Below are 15584 nucleotides of genomic sequence, written 5' to 3'. Positions count from 1 at the left end.
TTGCGAGTGTCGCAAGGTATCGCGGTCGTGGCAAACTCTCTACAATGAATCTCAACTTGCCATGAAAGCCAGCCTCCAACTCCGCCTATCGCAGCATCTTGCGCTGACCCCGCAACTGCAGCAGTCCATCCGGCTGCTTCAGCTGTCCACGCTCGAACTGCAGCAGGAAGTCGCAATGGCGATCTCGCAGAATCCGCTCCTTGAGAATGAGGACGACTGGATCGCGAGTCCCCTGCGCGTGGCGGCTGACGGTTCGTTGATCGCGCAGTCGCCCAACTCCTCCGCGCCGCCCGACCAGATGGGCGGCAATACGTCGTCTTCGTCCACCAGCAGCAGCGAGCGCGCCGAGAACGGCGAGCCGCAGGGTGTCGACGAATACAACGGCCTCGCCAGCGATGGCAACGGCGACGCGTCGCAATGGGATCTCGGCGACTACGGCCGCTCCGGCAATGCCTCCGACGACGACGATCTGCCGCCGCTGCAAATCCATGAATCGAGCACCTCGCTGCGCGATCACCTGATGGCGCAACTTCGCGTCACCCAGGCAAGCCAGCGCGACCGCGCACTGATCACCTTCCTGATCGAATCGCTCGACGATGACGGCTATCTTGCCGCCACGCTCGACGAAGTATTGACCGACCTGCCCGAAGAGCTTGAAGTCGATCTCGACGAAATGAACGCCGCGCTTGCGCTGCTGCATAGCTTCGACCCGGCGGGAGTTGGCGCGCGCTCCGCGTCCGAATGTCTCAAGCTGCAATTGCTGCGGCTCGAACAATCTCCTACGCGCACGCTTGCGCTCGACATCGTTGCCCATCATCTGGAATTGCTCGCGGCACGCGATTTCACGCGCCTGCGCAAGCACCTGAAGGCGAACGACGACGATTTACGCGATGCGCATGTGCTGATCCGCTCGCTCGAGCCGTTTCCCGGCGCGGCTTACGGCAAGGCGGAAGCGGACTATGTCGTGCCGGACATCATGGTGCGCAAAACGGCACAGGGCTGGCAGGCGGAACTGAATCCGGAAGTCGTGCCGAAGCTGCGCATCAACCATCTCTACGCAAATATTCTGCGCAATAACCGGGGCGATCCAGGCAGTGGATCGTTGCGCCAGCAACTGCAGGAAGCTCGCTGGCTGATCAAGAATATCCAGCAACGTTTCGAGACCATCCTCCGGGTTGCACAGGCTATTGTGGAGCGCCAGAAGAGCTTTTTTGTGCATGGCGAAATTGCCATGCGCCCCTTGGTTTTGCGGGAAATTGCTGATACGCTGGGCCTACACGAGTCAACAGTCTCACGTGTGACAACCGGTAAATACATGCTGACCCCATTCGGGACGCTTGAATTTAAGTACTTCTTCGGATCACACGTTTCGACTGACACGGGCGGCGCGGCCTCTTCCACGGCCATTCGCGCGCTCATCAAGCAACTGATAGGAGCGGAAAACCCAAAATCTCCTCTTTCAGACAGCCGCATAGCCGAACTGCTGGCGGAACAAGGCTTCGTGGTCGCACGGCGCACCGTTGCGAAGTATCGCGAAGCACTCAAGATTCCAGCAGTCAACCTGCGCAAGTCTCTCTAGCGCGCCCCCATCCTGTCGCTTCGCGCCAGGTCCCCCGAAGGGGGGGAGAAAACTTGGGGCGGCCCGGCGTTTTATTGAGCCTGTCGTCTCCCGCGACGGGCATTTACCGGCCGCTCCGCAAGTTGGCGGACAGGCCGGCCGATGCGACCTGCCAGAAGTCAGTCACCGGGGGGCGACTCAGGCAAGCCGACAGATCGACCGGACCTTCGTCATCGTGCGGAACAAGCGGCCTCTAGCTTGGAGAAGCACTATGAATCTGCAGATCAGTGGACACCACCTCGAAGTAACGCCTGCGTTGCGCGAATACGTGATCACCAAACTGGATAGGGTGCTAAGACATTTTGATCAGGTAATCGACGGCAGTGTGGTCCTCTCGGTCGACAACCATAAGGAAAAGGAAAAGCGGCAAAAGGTGGAAATCAACCTCCATCTGAAGGGCAAGGACATCTTTGTCGAGAGCTGTGACAGCGACCTTTACGCTGCGATCGATCTGATGATCGACAAGCTTGACCGACAAGTCATACGTCACAAGGATCGCCTGCAAGGCCATCAGCACGATGCGATCAAGTATCAACCGGCGCCGCAACTCGATGTGCCGCCGCAGTAAGGAAAATTAGAAGGGTTTCGTTTGTTTCCTTCGGTTTCCCTTAACCAGCAAAGCCGCCCGAGACCGGGCGGTTTTTCGTTTCCCGGCCCCTTCCAGCGCTCAACGCGGTACGGACCGACGCTTCAAATAAACCCATAATGCATTGATGGCGCGCCGCACCATCCGTGTCTACCCTGTTCTATAATGTTCCGGTTACCATCGGGGTCAAGTTAGCTCAACGGAAGTCGGTCGGCCAGAGTCCTGCGCTTTCGGACTTCAACGCGCGGCGCCGTGAGCATCAAACGAATGGAACGCCACTCAAACGCCCCAGCGAGGAGAACCCAGGCCACGTTTTCGCCTGTCAACATGAATCGTTTAGCCAAATTTCTTCCCCTCGAGAACGTCGTCGTCGGACTATCGGTCACCAGCAAGAAGCGCGTATTCGAGCAAGCGGGCCTGATCTTCGAGAACCAGAACGGCATCGCCCGTAGCACGGTCACTGACAATCTGTTTGCGCGTGAGCGCCTCGGATCGACTGGGCTTGGCGAAGGCGTTGCGATTCCGCATGGCCGGATCAAAGGCTTGAAGCAGCCGCTCGCCGCGTTCGTCCGCCTCGCCGAACCCATTCCCTTCGAATCACCCGACGGCCAGCCGGTCTCGCTGCTGATCTTCCTGCTCGTACCTGAGCAGGCCACCCAGCAACACCTCGAAATCCTTTCGGAAATCGCTCAGTTGCTGTCCGATCGCGAGACCCGCGAGCGCCTGCACACGGAAGAAGACCGCGATTCGTTGCATCGGCTGCTCACTCAGTGGCAACCTTGACGTATCGGCGGTTATCCGCACGCCGATCGTTTGCCCGCTCGTACGCCCAGTTAACCGCGCGCTCGTTTGCCCGGTTATCCACCTGCGCGCGGGTACAGTCAGGCAAAGTTCGCGGCCCGCGTTAGCGCGAGCGCACCCTTTGCCGAGCAAGCGGCCCACACTGGAGTCACTGACTCATGGATACGTCCAGCATCAACGCCCAGAGCATTTTCGACGACAACGCCGCCACGCTGAAGCTGAGCTGGCTGACGGGGCATGAAGGCTGGGAGCGCGGCTTTTCTTCGGAATCCGTCGCCAATGCCACGTCGAGCGCCGACCTTGTCGGCCACTTGAACCTGATCCACCCGAACCGGATCCAGGTGCTCGGCGACGCCGAAATCGACTACTACAAGCGCCAAACCGACGAGGACCGCTCGCGCCACATGGCCGAGCTGATTGCGTTGGAACCGCCGTTTCTGGTGGTGGCGGGCGGCGTGGCCGCGCCGCCGGAACTGGTGCTGCGCTGCACGCGCTCGTCCACCCCCCTCTTCACCACGCCGATGTCCGCCGCAGCGGTGATCGACAGCTTGCGCCTCTACATGTCGCGCATTCTGGCGCCGCGCGCCACGCTGCACGGCGTGTTTCTCGACATTCTCGGCATGGGCGTGCTGCTCACCGGCGATTCCGGCCTCGGCAAGAGCGAGCTCGGGCTGGAACTGATCAGCCGCGGCCACGGCCTCGTCGCTGACGACGCAGTGGATTTCGTGCGCCTCGGTCCGGATTTCGTCGAAGGACGCTGCCCGCCGCTGCTACAAAATCTGCTCGAAGTGCGCGGTCTCGGCCTGCTCGACATCAAGACGATCTTCGGTGAAACCGCGGTGCGCCGCAAAATGAAGCTGAAACTGATCGTCCAACTGGTGCGCCGTCCCGATGGCGAATTCCAGCGGCTGCCGCTGGAAAGCCAAACCGTCGACGTGCTCGGCTTGCCGATCAGCAAAGTCACGATTCAGGTGGCGGCCGGCCGCAACCTTGCGGTGCTGGTCGAAGCGGCCGTGCGCAACACGATCCTGCAACTGCGCGGCATCGACACGCTGCGCGACTTCATGGATCGCCAGCGCCTCGCCATGCAGGACCCGGACAGCCAGTTTCCCGGCAAATTGATCTAGGTCCGCGACGTTCGGCCACCCGCCGCGGTACTCCGCAGTACTCCACGGCACATGGGGCCCGCAGCCAACGGCAGGCTGCGGCGCCACGCGCACGGGACCAGATGCTATGATGAACTGTACGGATTTCTCGACTCCATGCGCATAATCCTGATCACCGGTATTTCCGGCTCCGGCAAGTCGGTTGCCCTGAACGCGCTTGAAGACGCAGGCTATTACTGTGTCGACAATCTGCCGCCGCGTTTTCTGCAGCAACTCGCCAACTATCTCGCCGACGACGGCCAGGAACGCCTCGCGGTCGCGATCGACGCGCGCTCGAGCGCCTCGCTCGACGAAATGCCCGCGATGATCCGCGACCTCTCGCGCTCGCACGACGTGCGCGTCCTTTTCCTGAATGCAAGCACGCAGTCGCTGATTCAACGCTTCTCCGAAACACGCCGCCGCCATCCGCTATCCGGTTCGACCGCGCATGACGCCGACGTCGGCCTGCTGACGTCGCTTGCGGAAGCGATCGAACGCGAACGCGAACTCGTGGCGGGCCTCGCTGAGTTCGGCCATCAGATCGACACCAGCAATCTGCGCGCGAACGTGCTGCGTGCATGGGTCAAACGCTTTATCGAGCAGGAAGATTCGGGGCTCGTGCTGATGTTCGAGTCGTTCGGCTTCAAACGCGGCGTGCCGCTCGACGCCGATTTTGTTTTCGACGTACGCACGCTGCCGAACCCGTACTACGATCATGAATTGCGGCCGCTCACGGGCCTCGACAAACCGGTGATGGATTTTCTCGATGCACTGCCGGTTGTGCATGAAATGATCGGCGACATCGAAAAGTTTCTCGTCAAATGGCTGCCGCATTTCCGCGACGACAACCGTAGTTATCTGACGGTCGCGATCGGCTGCACGGGCGGCCAGCATCGCTCGGTGTTCATTGCGGAGACGCTAGCCGCGCGTCTCGCAACTTCGGCAAATGTCATTGTGCGGCACCGCGATGCGCCGGTTCATGCCGGCGAATCATCGAAGTTAGTGGCTTAACCGGCCGCATCGCGCGGCCTCAACTCGAAGCGTTGCGCCATGTCTTCTTCTACTGTGCTTGCCGATGTACCGCTGTTTCCGCTGCATACGGTGCTGTTTCCCGATGGGCTGCTGCCGCTGAAAATCTTCGAAGCGCGCTACCTCGATATGGCGCGCGACTGTCTGCGTGAGAAAACGCCGTTCGGTGTCTGTCTGCTGAAAAGCGGGGCGGAAGTCGCGCGCGAAGAAGAGCCTTCGGTGCCGGAAGCAGTGGGATGTCTCGCCGAAATCGAAGAGTGCGATGTCGAAGCCTTCGGCATGCTGCTAATCCGGACGCGCGGCACGCGGCGGTTTCGCCTGTTGTCTCACCGCGTGGAGAGCAGCGGTTTGCTGGTCGGCATGGCGGAGCCGCTCGGAGAAGACGTCCCCCTCGAGGGCAATGAGCAACTGGCCAAATTCGGCGCGTGCGCGGAAGTGCTCGAACGGATCATCGCAACGATCCGCGAGCGCGATCCGGACAGTTTGCCGTTCGCGGAGCCGTTCAGGCTGGAAGATCCGTCATGGGTGTCGAACCGTCTTGCGGAAGTGCTGCCGATCGCCCTTCGTGCAAGGCAAAAACTGATGGAATTGCAGGACGCCGGCGCGCGGATCGACGTGGTTCATCACTATATGCAGCAGCATCAATTGCTTTGATTTGACGTGCTTTTTGCTCGAGATTTACTAGAGCAGCGAGCCGTGCAGACCATCCAGCAGTTTGCGCACCGGCGCGGGCACACCGAACGAATCGAGATCGCTTAGCGCGACCCATGCGGTGTCCGCGTCGCCCAATGCGGCCAATGCGCCCACCCCGCGATCCAGTTCAGCGAGCCGCGGTTCGATATCCAGCTTGAAATGCGTGAAGACGTGCGTAAGCGGTGCGAGCGGCGAGACCGCTCCGTCGCCGCCGAAGGCGCGCGCACGCTCGGCGAGCGCGGCTTCGTCGGCGGCTTCGGGAAGGCTCCACAAGCCGCCCCAGATGCCCGACGGCGGACGCTTTTCCAGCATCACGGCGTTACCGTCGCGCAGCACCAGCATCCACGTGCGGCGCGTCGGCACAGCTTTCTTCGGCCGCGCCGTGGGCAGTTCGCGCTGACGTCCGGTGACGTTGGCCACGCAGTCGGCGGCGAACGGGCAGCGCAGGCAGTCCGGCTTGCCACGCACGCACAACGTGGCGCCAAGATCCATCAGCCCTTGCGTGTACGCACTGACGTCGTCGTCCGATGCGTTGGACGGAAGCAGCGATTCCGCCAGCGTCCACATCGCGTTCTCGACTTTCTTTTCGCCCGGAAAACCTTCTACGCCGAATACTCGCGCCAACACGCGCTTCACGTTGCCGTCGAGAATCGTCGCGCGCGCGCCGAACGCGAATGAGGCGATCGCCGCGGCGGTCGAGCGGCCGATGCCCGGCAATTCCGCGAGCGCCTCGGCCGACGCCGGAAACGCGCCGCCATGCTGCTCGACCACCACCTGCGCGCAGCGATGCAGATTGCGGGCGCGCGAGTAATAGCCGAGGCCGGCCCACAACGCCATCACATCGTCCGCGGGGGCGGCTGCGAGCGACGCAACATCCGGGCAACGCGCAAGAAACTTTGCGTAGTACGGAATCACCGTCGACACCTGGGTCTGCTGCAGCATGATTTCCGACAGCCAGATGGGATACGGGTCGCGCGTGTTCTGCCACGGCAGGTCATGACGGCCATGCCGGCGCTGCCACGCAATCAGCCGCGCGGAAAAATCAGACATGACCGCGAAAGCAGGCGCAACAGACTGGGCGGACGGGCTTAAACGAGAAGGCATTGAAGTTTAGCGCTGGCAGGTGGGACAGAAATAGGTAGAACGCTGCCCCTGCACGATCTGTTTGATCGGCGTTCCACACACGCGGCATGGCAGCCCCGCGCGATCATAGACGAAATAGTCGAGCTGGAAGTAACCGCTTTCGCCATCGCTGCCGACGAAATCGCGCAGCGTGCTGCCGCCCTTCTCGATCGCTGCGGCGAGCGTGACGCGCACCGCGTCCGCCAGCAAATCGTAACGCACGAGCGAGACCCGGCCCGCCGCGGTGGTAGGCCGAATTCCGGCGCGAAACAGGCTTTCGGAGGCGTAGATATTGCCCACGCCGACCACGATCTCCCCCGCCAGCAGAGCCTGTTTCACCGACACCTTTCGACCGCGCGTGAGCCTGTGCATCAATGCACCGGAAAATCCCGGCGAAAACGGCTCGACACCGAGGCCCGCGAGCAGCGGATGTTCGAGCACGTCGCCGGCTTCACGCGGATGCCATAGCACCGCGCCGAAGCGCCGCGGATCGCGATAGCGCAAAATGAATTCGTCGAAGATCCAGTCGACGTGATCGTGTTTCGCCGCGGCCGGCGGATGCGGCACATGGCGCAGCACCCGCAGCGTGCCGGTCATGCCGAGATGCACAATGAACCAACCGGCGTCGATTTCGAACAGCAGGTACTTGCCTCGCCGCTCGACCTTGCGCACCACGCTGCCGCGCAAGGTTTTCGCAAGGTCCGCTGGAATCGGCCAACGCAGTGTGGGCGTGCGCACATCGACGCGCTCAACCTTGCGGCCGGACACATACGGTTCGATCCCCCTTCGGGTAACCTCAACTTCTGGCAACTCTGGCATGTCTAACTGGTCTGCAACTTGCGTGAGTGGTTGTGCGCTTATTGTAGCGAGCGCGTTACAATCGTCCGAAACATTGAACGGATTTCCATGAACTTGTCCTTCGTGAAGCTGTTTTCGAAGCGCCCGGCTAGCGCATCCCGCGTGCCCTACGCCGTGTCCGCTCGTCGCGCGCTCGGTGCCGCCGCGCTCGCCGTCTGGGCGCTGGCTGCCGTGCCCGCGCACGCGCAGGACCCGTCGCCGGACTCGGATGACACGTCCGTCACCCTGCCGGACCCGCTCGGCCCAGCTTCGGCAGAAGACAAGGCGGCCCTGCCGGGCGTGCCGCTGTCCAGCCAGATCGTATTTCAGGTGCTCGCCGCGGAGGTCGCCTTGCAACGCGACCAGCCGGCGCCTGCCTATCAGACCTACCTCGCGCTCGCGCGCGACACGCACGATCCGCGTATGGCCCAACGCGCCACGGAAATCGCGCTGGCCGCGCAAAGTCCGTCAGACGCTCTGGCCGCCGCGCAATTGTGGCAGCAGTATGCGCCGAATTCGGAACGCGCCGCGCAACTCGACGCATCGCTGCTCGTCCTGTCCGGCAAGCCTGACGACGCCGCGCCGATCCTCACCCGAGAGCTCGCAAAAGTCCCTGCCGAGAATCGCGGCAGCGCGATGCTGGCGCTGCAGTTGCTGCTCTCGCGCGGCCCGAACCGGATCGGCGGCTTGCATGTGTTGCAAGACCTGCTGAAGAACGACCTGAACCGACCGGAAGCGCAACTGGCGATCGCACGCCAGCAGCTCGTTTCGGACGACGCGCCGGGCGCGCGCAAGTCGCTCGAACAGGCGCTCGCGCTCAAGCCGGACTATTTACCGGCCGCGCTGATGCTCTCGCAGATGGGCCCGGAAGAGCGCAAGGAAGGCATCGCGTCGCTCGAAAAGTACGTGCAGCAGAATCCGAAGTCGCATGACGCGCGTCTCGCGCTCGCGCAGATGTACCTCGCGAGCGACCGTCTGGACGACGCGCAGAAGCAGTTCGAGATCATGCACAAGAACAACGCGGCGGACCTCACACCGCTGATGGCGCTCGCGCTGATCAAGATCCAGCAGAAGAATTTCAACGACGCGCAAACCTATCTCACCCAGTACGCGCAGCAAGCCGAAAAAACGCCGGGCGCCGATCCGGGCCAGGCGTATATCTATCTTGCGCAACTCTCGCTCGAACAGAAGAACGAAGCGGCGGCCAGCGACTGGCTGAACAAGGTAACGCCTTCGAGCCAGCAATTCGTGCCGGCGCAGGTTACGCGCGCCCAATTGCTCGCCAAGCAGGGCAAGCCCGACGACGCGCGCAAGCTGCTGGCAAACTTGCAAGCGCCCGATCCGCGCGACCAGGCGCTGATCGCGCGCACCGACGCGGCCATTCTGTTCGACGCAAAGCGCTACCCGGAGGCGGAAACAACTCTGCAACAAGCAACTGCGGCGTTCCCCGACGATCCCGATCTCACCTACGACTACGCAATGGCGGCCGAAAAGACCGGCCATTACGATGTCATGGAAGCGCAACTGCGCAAGTTGATCCAGACGCAGCCGGACAACCCGCAGGCTTATAACGCGCTCGGCTATTCGCTAGCCGATCGCAATCAGCGTCTGTCGGAAGCGGACAAACTGGTCGAGAAGGCCTCGTCGCTGGCGCCGAACGACGCGTTCATCATGGACAGCGTCGGCTGGGTCAAGTACCGGATGGGCGACACCACGGATGCAATCAAGCTGTTGCGCAAAGCGTACGACATTCAGCCGAACGCCGAAATCGGTGCGCATCTCGGCGAAGTGTTGTGGAAGACCGGTGCTCAGGATCAGGCCCGCGCTGCTTTCCGCGACGCGCGCAAGCTCGAACCGGACAACGACACGCTGGTTAAAACGCTCCAACGTCTTCAGGTGAACGATCTTTGATGCGTCTTTCCCGCTTGATCTCCTATCCCCGGGCGCCGCGTGGCGCGGCGCTCGGATTCGTAGCGGCAGCGGTTGTCGCGCTGGCCGGTTGTGCATCGGTGAAGCCGCAGGGGCCGTCCACATCGAATGCGGCGACCTCCGTCACTGCGCAAACCACGCGCGCTTATCAAGGCCGTTTCGCGATCCAGTACAACGATCAGAACGGGCAGCAGCGCAATGCCTATGGCAACTTCACCTGGCAGGAAACGGGGGACACCGTCACGCTGCAATTGCGCAATCCGCTCGGCCAGACACTGGCGATCGTGACTTCGTCGCCGGCTTCGGCCACGCTCGAGTTGCCGAACCGTCAGCCGCTCACCGCCGACAATGTCTCCACGCTGATGCAGAACGCGCTTGGCTTCGCGCTGCCGGTCGAGGGGTTGCGTTACTGGCTGCAGCCGTCGCCGGCGCCCACTTCGCGCGCCAAAACCGAGAAGGATCCGGAGCAGCCCTCCCGTCTGAAGCAGATCACGCAGGACGGCTGGACGATCGATTACCTGGCCTATGCCGACGCGCCGGCCACCGGTGTAAAGCGTGTCAACCTGAGCCGCTCCGAACCGCCGCTCGACATCAAGCTCGTGCTGGATCAGTAGTCGTGGGATCAGCAGTTGGCCCCGTAGCCGCGTACGTTCGCGCACCCCTTGCCGCCTCTTCCGTGCCGCCATGGCGCATGTAGCCCAGACTCATGATTGAAACCACCGATTCGCTGCGCGATTGCCTCGCGCCAGCGAAACTCAACCTCTTCCTGCACATCACCGGTCGCCGGCCGGATGGCTATCACACGCTGCAAACCGTCTTCCAGTTACTCGACTGGGGCGACACCCTGCACTTCACCCGGCGCGACGGCGGCCTCATCACGCGCAGCACCGAGATCGCCGACGTGCCGCCGGAACACGACCTCACCGTGCGTGCAGCGACACTCCTGAAGGCGCATACAGGTTCGCCCGAAGGCGTCGACATCGAAATCGAGAAGCGCCTGCCGATGGGCGCGGGCCTCGGCGGCGGCAGCTCCGATGCGGCCACCACGCTGCTCGCGCTGAACCGTCTATGGAAGCTCGATTTGCCGCGCCTGGAATTGCAGGCGCTGGCGCTGAAGCTCGGTGCGGATGTGCCGTTTTTTATTTTTGGGAAAAATGCGTTCGCACAGGGTGTTGGAGAAGCTTTAGACGTTGTACAATTGCCGCCGCGCCATTTCCTAGTAGTGACGCCGAGGGTTCATGTTCCGACTGCAGCGATTTTTTCCGAAAAAGCGTTGACAAGAGATTCGAAACCCCTCATAATTACGGACTTTCCTGCAGAACTTAGCTGCAACACTGAATGGCCGGAAAGTTTTGGCCGCAATGACATGCAGCAGGTTGTCGTGGGAAAATACGCGGAAGTAGCGCAAGTGCTGCGATGGTTTGAAGACATCGCACCAGCGCGGATGTCTGGGTCAGGTGCAAGTGTATTTGCAGCGTTTCGTAGCAGAGCTGAAGCAGAAGCGGCACAAGCCAAACTGCCCGGCGAATGGAACAGCGCAGTGACTGCAAGTCTCGATCAGCATCCACTCTTTGCTTTCGCGTCATAAGTTTTGCGTCGTCGAACGTTCCCTCGTTCGGTGAAGCTCAAAGTTAGTGTAGGGGAGTCGCCAAGTTGGTTAAGGCACCGGATTTTGATTCCGGCATTCGAAGGTTCGACTCCTTCCTCCCCTGCCAAAAATTCTCGCATTTCCCTCGCCCCCAGCCTGAAGTAGGTGCACGATGAGCAGCCATGACGGCCTGATGGTTTTTACTGGCAACGCAAATCCCGCGCTTGCACAGGAAGTCGTCAAAATCCTCGGTATTCCCCTCGGCAAAGCAATGGTTAGCCGTTTCTCGGACGGTGAAATCCAGGTCGAGATCAAGGAGAACGTGCGTGGCAAGGATGTGTTCATCCTGCAGTCCACCTGCGAGCCGACGAACGATAATCTGATGGAACTGATGATCATGGTCGATGCGCTCAAGCGCGCATCCGCTGGCCGGATCACCGCTGCCATCCCCTACTACGGTTACGCTCGTCAGGATCGCCGTCCGCGTTCGGCGCGCGTCGCGATCTCGGCCAAGGTGGTCGCGAATATGCTGGAAATCGCCGGCGTAGAGCGGATGATCACGATGGATCTGCATGCCGACCAGATTCAAGGTTTCTTCGACATCCCGGTCGACAATATCTACGCTACGCCTGTGCTGCTCGGCGATCTGCGCAAGCAGAACTACGAGAACCTGCTAGTCGTTTCGCCGGACGTCGGCGGCGTGGTGCGCGCCCGTGCGTTGGCCAAACAATTGAATTGCGATCTCGCGATCATTGATAAGCGTCGTCCGAAGGCGAATGTAGCCGAGGTGATGAACATCATCGGTGAAGTCGAAGGTCGTACCTGCGTGATCATGGACGACATGGTCGACACCGCCGGCACGCTGTGCAAGGCAGCCCAGGTTTTGAAGGAACGTGGTGCGAAGCAGGTCGTCGCATACGCTACCCACCCTGTGCTGTCGGGCGGTGCAGGCGAACGTATCGCGGCCTCAGAACTCGATGAACTCGTCATTACCGATACGATCCCGCTTGGCAAAGAAGCCTGCTCATGCTCGAAGATCCGTTCGTTGAGCATCGCTGGCCTGCTTGCCGAAACGTTCTCGCGGATTCGCCGCGGCGATTCGGTGATGTCGCTGTTCGCTGAAAGTTAAGTATTTGCGAGAGCGCGGCGTGTGTTGTAGTACGCACGCCGCGCTTTTGCACAATTGGCATGAACGAACGAAGGTTCGTGCCATCGCTCTGGGGCCTCAGCCGTAACGGCTTGGAGGCCCCGTTTTTACTGCCTGGTCGCGGGCAGTGCATTGGAGATTCAACATGAAAGTAGTCGCTTTCGAGCGTTCTTTGCAAGGTACGGGTGCGAGCCGCCGCCTGCGTATCTCGGGCAAGACCCCGGGCATCGTATATGGCGCTGGTGCTGAAACGCAATTGGTCGAACTGGACCACAACGCACTTTGGCACGCGCTGAAGAAAGAAGTTTTCCACTCGTCGATCCTCGATCTGGAAGTGGCAGGCAAGTCGCAACAGGTTCTGCTGCGCGACGTGCAATACCATCCGTTCCGTCAGCTCGTCCTGCACGTGGACTTCCAACGTGTCGACGCGAAGAAGAAGCTGCACACCAAGGTGCCGCTGCATTTCATGAACCAGGAAACCAACCCGGCAGTGAAACTGTCGAGCGCGGTGATCTCGCACGTCCTCAACGAAATCGAAATCGAGTGCTTGCCGTCGGCACTGCCGGAATTCCTCGAAGTCGACCTCGCGAAGATCGAAGCGGGCCACTCGCTGCACGCTAAGGACATCGTCCTGCCGGCAGGCGTTGCACTGGTTGCTCACGTTGAAGCAGAAAACCCGGTCATCGCAGCTGCAACGATCCCGGCTGGCGCAATCGCTGAAGGCGAAGCCGCTGCTGCTGAAGGCGAAGGCGAAACGCCGGCTGCCTAAGCTGCACTGAGCGAGCAATCCTCTCGATCCGTTTCCATGAAACGGTCGATGTGACCCGCCGAGGTTCGCCCCGGCGGGTTTTTTTTCGGTTTTTTTCGGCTCGGCCGCGTTTGTCGCCCGGGCCAGATGGACCTACGCAATCATGATCAAGCTGATCGTCGGGCTCGGCAATCCGGGCGCCGAATACACCGCAACGCGTCACAACGCCGGCTTCTGGCTAGTCGATCAACTGGCACGTGAAGCAGGCACGACGCTGCGCGATGAGCGACGCTTTCACGGCTTCTACGCGAAGGCCCGGCTTCACGGCGAAGAAGTGCATCTGCTGGAACCGCAGACGTATATGAACCGCTCGGGGCAGTCGGTCGTGGCGGTCGCGCAGTTCTTCAAAATTCTTCCGGACGAAATTCTGGTCGCGCACGACGAACTCGATATGCCGCCCGGCAGCGTCAAGTTGAAGCTCGGTGGTGGTAGCGGCGGGCATAACGGGTTGAAGGACATCACCGCGCATTTATCGTCGCAACAGTACTGGCGGCTGCGGATCGGCATCGGCCATCCGCGGGACCTGATTCCCGAAAGCGCGCGCGCCGGCGCCAAGCCGGACGTCGCCAATTACGTGCTGAAGCCGCCGCGGCGGGAAGAACAGGATGTGATCGACGCATCGGTCGAACGTGCTTTGGCCGTGATGCCGCAGATCATCAAAGGCGAACTCGAGCGGGCGATGATGCAACTGCATCGCAACCCCTAAGCGGTCCCGCGCTCGTTTCGCCGTTTCGCCGTTTCGCCGTTTCGCCGTTTCGCCGTTTCGCCGTTTCGCCATCGACAGGAGAATCGTTTGAGCCGCTACTGGAGTGATATCGTTCACCGTCTGACGCCTTATGTTCCGGGCGAGCAGCCCGTGGCCGCGCATCCGGTGAAGTTGAACACCAACGAGAATCCCTATCCGCCGTCGCCGCGCGTGCTCGAAGCGATTCGGCAGGAATTGGGAGACGCGGGCGAATCGCTGCGACGCTATCCGGATCCGACGGCGCGCAAGTTGCGCGAAACGGTCGCTGCGTATCACGGTATTCGCGCGGAACAGGTGTTTGCCGGCAACGGCTCGGACGAAGTGCTCGCGCTCACCTTCCAGGCATTGCTCAAGCACGACAAACCGCTACTGTTCCCGGATATCACGTACAGCTTCTATCCGACCTACGCGCGGCTCTTTGAAGTCGACTATAGGACCGTCGCACTCGACGACAGCTTCGCCATCAATCTCGACGACTACACCGCGCCCAATGGCGGCGTACTGTTCCCGAATCCGAACGCGCCGACTGGACGGCCGCTGCCGCTCGCCGAAATCGAACGTCTGCTGGCGAGAAACACCGAATCAGTCGTAGTAATCGATGAGGCCTATGTCGACTTCGGCGCCGAGTCGGCCATCGCGCTGATCGATCGCTATCCCAACCTGCTGGTGATCCAAACGGTATCGAAGTCGCGTTCGCTGGCCGGCATGCGCGTCGGCTTCGCGTTCGGCAATCCGGAATTGATCGACGCACTGACCCGCGTAAAGGACAGCTTCAACTCCTATCCGCTCGACCGTCTGGCGCAAGTCGCGGCCATCGCGGCATACGAGGACGATGCGTGGTTCCGCGACAACTGCGCCAAGGTGATAGCGAGCCGTGAACGGCTAGCGGCAGGCTTGACGGCACTGGGCTTCGAGGTGGTGCCGTCGGCGGCGAATCTGCTGTTCGCGCGCCATGAAGGCTACGATGCGGCGATGCTTGTGGCACGGCTAAGGGAGAAGGAAATCTTCGTGCGCCATTTCAAGGCGGCGCGAATCGACCAGCATCTGCGAATTTCGGTTGGCACCGACGCCGAATGCGACCTCCTGCTGGATGCGCTGCGCGGCATTTTCAGCGCTTACGTCGGATAACGATCGGAAACTCGCTCGCGCAACACAAAGCGCGGCGCCAAAGGAAAACGGCGAGACACACGTCTCGCCGTTCACCATCATTGAATCCCACGTGCTCTTTGCTGCCTGAAGCGCGTGGTACTTCGCGATCAAACGCTCTTTGCTGCCTGCAGCGCGTGGTACTTCGCCATCAACCCTTCCGCCGTCTCCAGATGCTCCGGGTCACGCGGAATGCACTCGACGGGGCACACCTGAATACACTGAGGCTCATCGAAATGGCCGACACACTCGGTGCATTTCTTTGGGTCGATTACGTAGATTTCCGGGCCCATCGAAATCGCGTCGTTTGGGCACTCGGGCTCGCACACATCGCAATTGATGCACTCGTCGGTAATCATCAAGGCCATACTTCTCTCACTTCGCGCCAGC

Annotated in this window: 16 protein-coding genes and 1 tRNA gene; 14 read left to right on the top strand and 3 right to left on the bottom strand. The window is 61.2% G+C overall.

Annotated features, from left to right (window positions below):
- Positions 1-61: 61 nt before the first annotated feature.
- The 6 genes from PQR53_RS32150 to PQR53_RS32125 all read left to right on the top strand — a co-directional run bounded on the left by PQR53_RS32150 (position 62) and on the right by PQR53_RS32125 (position 5833).
- Positions 62-1579 carry an RNA polymerase factor sigma-54 gene (locus tag PQR53_RS32150; RefSeq protein ID WP_323048194.1) on the top strand — a complete coding sequence of 506 codons (1518 nt, stop codon included), beginning with the start codon at positions 62-64 and terminating at the stop codon, positions 1577-1579.
- Between the two features lie 250 nt (positions 1580-1829).
- Complete coding sequence (gene hpf, locus PQR53_RS32145; protein ID WP_179735939.1) at positions 1830-2186, top strand: ribosome hibernation-promoting factor, HPF/YfiA family; 357 nt, start codon at positions 1830-1832, stop codon at positions 2184-2186.
- A 285-nt stretch (positions 2187-2471) separates the two neighbouring features.
- A complete protein-coding gene (locus PQR53_RS32140) occupies positions 2472-2987 on the top strand; it encodes a PTS sugar transporter subunit IIA (RefSeq protein WP_179735937.1) in 516 nt (171 codons plus the stop codon).
- Positions 2988-3163: 176 nt separating this feature from the next.
- Positions 3164-4132, top strand: coding sequence for an HPr(Ser) kinase/phosphatase (gene hprK / locus PQR53_RS32135; RefSeq protein ID WP_007179412.1), 969 nt, complete (start codon positions 3164-3166; stop codon positions 4130-4132).
- Between the two features lie 135 nt (positions 4133-4267).
- The gene (gene rapZ, locus PQR53_RS32130) at positions 4268-5161 is read left to right on the top strand and encodes an RNase adapter RapZ (protein ID WP_408463326.1); all 894 of its coding nucleotides are present in this window, start codon (positions 4268-4270) and stop codon (positions 5159-5161) included.
- Positions 5162-5200: 39 nt separating this feature from the next.
- Positions 5201-5833 (top strand): LON peptidase substrate-binding domain-containing protein, encoded by a 633-nt coding sequence (locus tag PQR53_RS32125; RefSeq protein WP_408463323.1) that lies wholly within the window; start codon positions 5201-5203, stop codon positions 5831-5833.
- A gap of 27 nt (positions 5834-5860) precedes the next feature.
- Here PQR53_RS32125 and mutY read toward each other — a convergent pair whose 3' ends face one another.
- Both mutY and mutM read right to left on the bottom strand, forming a co-directional pair.
- Positions 5861-6976 (bottom strand): A/G-specific adenine glycosylase, encoded by a 1116-nt coding sequence (gene mutY / locus PQR53_RS32120; RefSeq protein WP_408463320.1) that lies wholly within the window; start codon positions 6974-6976, stop codon positions 5861-5863.
- 6 nt (positions 6977-6982) lie between these two features.
- On the bottom strand, positions 6983-7813 hold the full coding sequence (gene mutM / locus PQR53_RS32115; RefSeq protein WP_323046206.1) for a bifunctional DNA-formamidopyrimidine glycosylase/DNA-(apurinic or apyrimidinic site) lyase: 831 nt from the start codon (positions 7811-7813) through the stop codon (positions 6983-6985).
- 87 nt (positions 7814-7900) lie between these two features.
- Here mutM and PQR53_RS32110 point away from each other — a divergent pair, with 87 nt between their 5' ends.
- The 8 genes from PQR53_RS32110 (at position 7901) to hisC (ending at position 15176) form a co-directional block, all read left to right on the top strand.
- Complete coding sequence (locus PQR53_RS32110; protein WP_408463317.1) at positions 7901-9742, top strand: tetratricopeptide repeat protein; 1842 nt, start codon at positions 7901-7903, stop codon at positions 9740-9742.
- The gene (gene lolB / locus PQR53_RS32105) at positions 9742-10374 is read left to right on the top strand and encodes a lipoprotein insertase outer membrane protein LolB (RefSeq protein ID WP_408463314.1); all 633 of its coding nucleotides are present in this window, start codon (positions 9742-9744) and stop codon (positions 10372-10374) included. Before PQR53_RS32110 ends, lolB begins: the two co-directional genes overlap by 1 nt.
- Positions 10375-10466: 92 nt before the next feature.
- Positions 10467-11348 (top strand): 4-(cytidine 5'-diphospho)-2-C-methyl-D-erythritol kinase, encoded by an 882-nt coding sequence (ispE, locus tag PQR53_RS32100; protein WP_408463311.1) that lies wholly within the window; start codon positions 10467-10469, stop codon positions 11346-11348.
- 50 nt (positions 11349-11398) lie between these two features.
- Positions 11399-11475, top strand: a tRNA-Gln gene (locus tag PQR53_RS32095).
- Positions 11476-11520: 45 nt separating this feature from the next.
- Complete coding sequence (locus PQR53_RS32090) at positions 11521-12477, top strand: ribose-phosphate pyrophosphokinase (protein WP_408463305.1); 957 nt, start codon at positions 11521-11523, stop codon at positions 12475-12477.
- A gap of 163 nt (positions 12478-12640) precedes the next feature.
- Positions 12641-13264 carry a 50S ribosomal protein L25/general stress protein Ctc gene (locus PQR53_RS32085; protein ID WP_408463302.1) on the top strand — a complete coding sequence of 208 codons (624 nt, stop codon included), beginning with the start codon at positions 12641-12643 and terminating at the stop codon, positions 13262-13264.
- 142 nt (positions 13265-13406) lie between these two features.
- The gene (gene pth / locus PQR53_RS32080) at positions 13407-14009 is read left to right on the top strand and encodes an aminoacyl-tRNA hydrolase (RefSeq protein ID WP_408463299.1); all 603 of its coding nucleotides are present in this window, start codon (positions 13407-13409) and stop codon (positions 14007-14009) included.
- Positions 14010-14096: 87 nt separating this feature from the next.
- Positions 14097-15176 (top strand): histidinol-phosphate transaminase, encoded by a 1080-nt coding sequence (gene hisC / locus PQR53_RS32075; RefSeq protein ID WP_408463296.1) that lies wholly within the window; start codon positions 14097-14099, stop codon positions 15174-15176.
- Positions 15177-15304: 128 nt separating this feature from the next.
- On the opposite strand, the gene PQR53_RS32070 is transcribed toward hisC, so the two are convergent.
- A complete protein-coding gene (locus tag PQR53_RS32070; protein ID WP_408418412.1) occupies positions 15305-15562 on the bottom strand; it encodes a YfhL family 4Fe-4S dicluster ferredoxin in 258 nt (85 codons plus the stop codon).
- Positions 15563-15584 lie beyond the last annotated feature (22 nt).

Origin of the sequence: Paraburkholderia fungorum (assembly GCF_046027605.1) — a bacterium.
Taxonomy (GTDB): Bacteria; Pseudomonadota; Gammaproteobacteria; order Burkholderiales; family Burkholderiaceae; genus Paraburkholderia; species Paraburkholderia fungorum_F.
This window is presented reverse-complemented; position numbering and strand designations above follow the sequence as displayed.

Coding starts and splice junctions, on each gene's coding strand:
- PQR53_RS32150 (WP_323048194.1), top strand. CDS start 62: ATGAAAGCCAGCCTCCAACTCCGCCTATCGCAGCATCTTGCGCTGACC.
- ispE (WP_408463311.1), top strand. CDS start 10,467: ATGATTGAAACCACCGATTCGCTGCGCGATTGCCTCGCGCCAGCGAAA.
- hprK (WP_007179412.1), top strand. CDS start 3,164: ATGGATACGTCCAGCATCAACGCCCAGAGCATTTTCGACGACAACGCC.
- PQR53_RS32110 (WP_408463317.1), top strand. CDS start 7,901: ATGAACTTGTCCTTCGTGAAGCTGTTTTCGAAGCGCCCGGCTAGCGCA.
- rapZ (WP_408463326.1), top strand. CDS start 4,268: ATGCGCATAATCCTGATCACCGGTATTTCCGGCTCCGGCAAGTCGGTT.
- PQR53_RS32125 (WP_408463323.1), top strand. CDS start 5,201: ATGTCTTCTTCTACTGTGCTTGCCGATGTACCGCTGTTTCCGCTGCAT.
- mutM (WP_323046206.1), bottom strand. CDS start 7,813: ATGCCAGAGTTGCCAGAAGTTGAGGTTACCCGAAGGGGGATCGAACCG.
- pth (WP_408463299.1), top strand. CDS start 13,407: ATGATCAAGCTGATCGTCGGGCTCGGCAATCCGGGCGCCGAATACACC.
- lolB (WP_408463314.1), top strand. CDS start 9,742: ATGCGTCTTTCCCGCTTGATCTCCTATCCCCGGGCGCCGCGTGGCGCG.
- PQR53_RS32140 (WP_179735937.1), top strand. CDS start 2,472: ATGGAACGCCACTCAAACGCCCCAGCGAGGAGAACCCAGGCCACGTTT.
- mutY (WP_408463320.1), bottom strand. CDS start 6,976: ATGCCTTCTCGTTTAAGCCCGTCCGCCCAGTCTGTTGCGCCTGCTTTC.
- hpf (WP_179735939.1), top strand. CDS start 1,830: ATGAATCTGCAGATCAGTGGACACCACCTCGAAGTAACGCCTGCGTTG.
- PQR53_RS32085 (WP_408463302.1), top strand. CDS start 12,641: ATGAAAGTAGTCGCTTTCGAGCGTTCTTTGCAAGGTACGGGTGCGAGC.
- PQR53_RS32090 (WP_408463305.1), top strand. CDS start 11,521: ATGAGCAGCCATGACGGCCTGATGGTTTTTACTGGCAACGCAAATCCC.
- PQR53_RS32070 (WP_408418412.1), bottom strand. CDS start 15,562: ATGGCCTTGATGATTACCGACGAGTGCATCAATTGCGATGTGTGCGAG.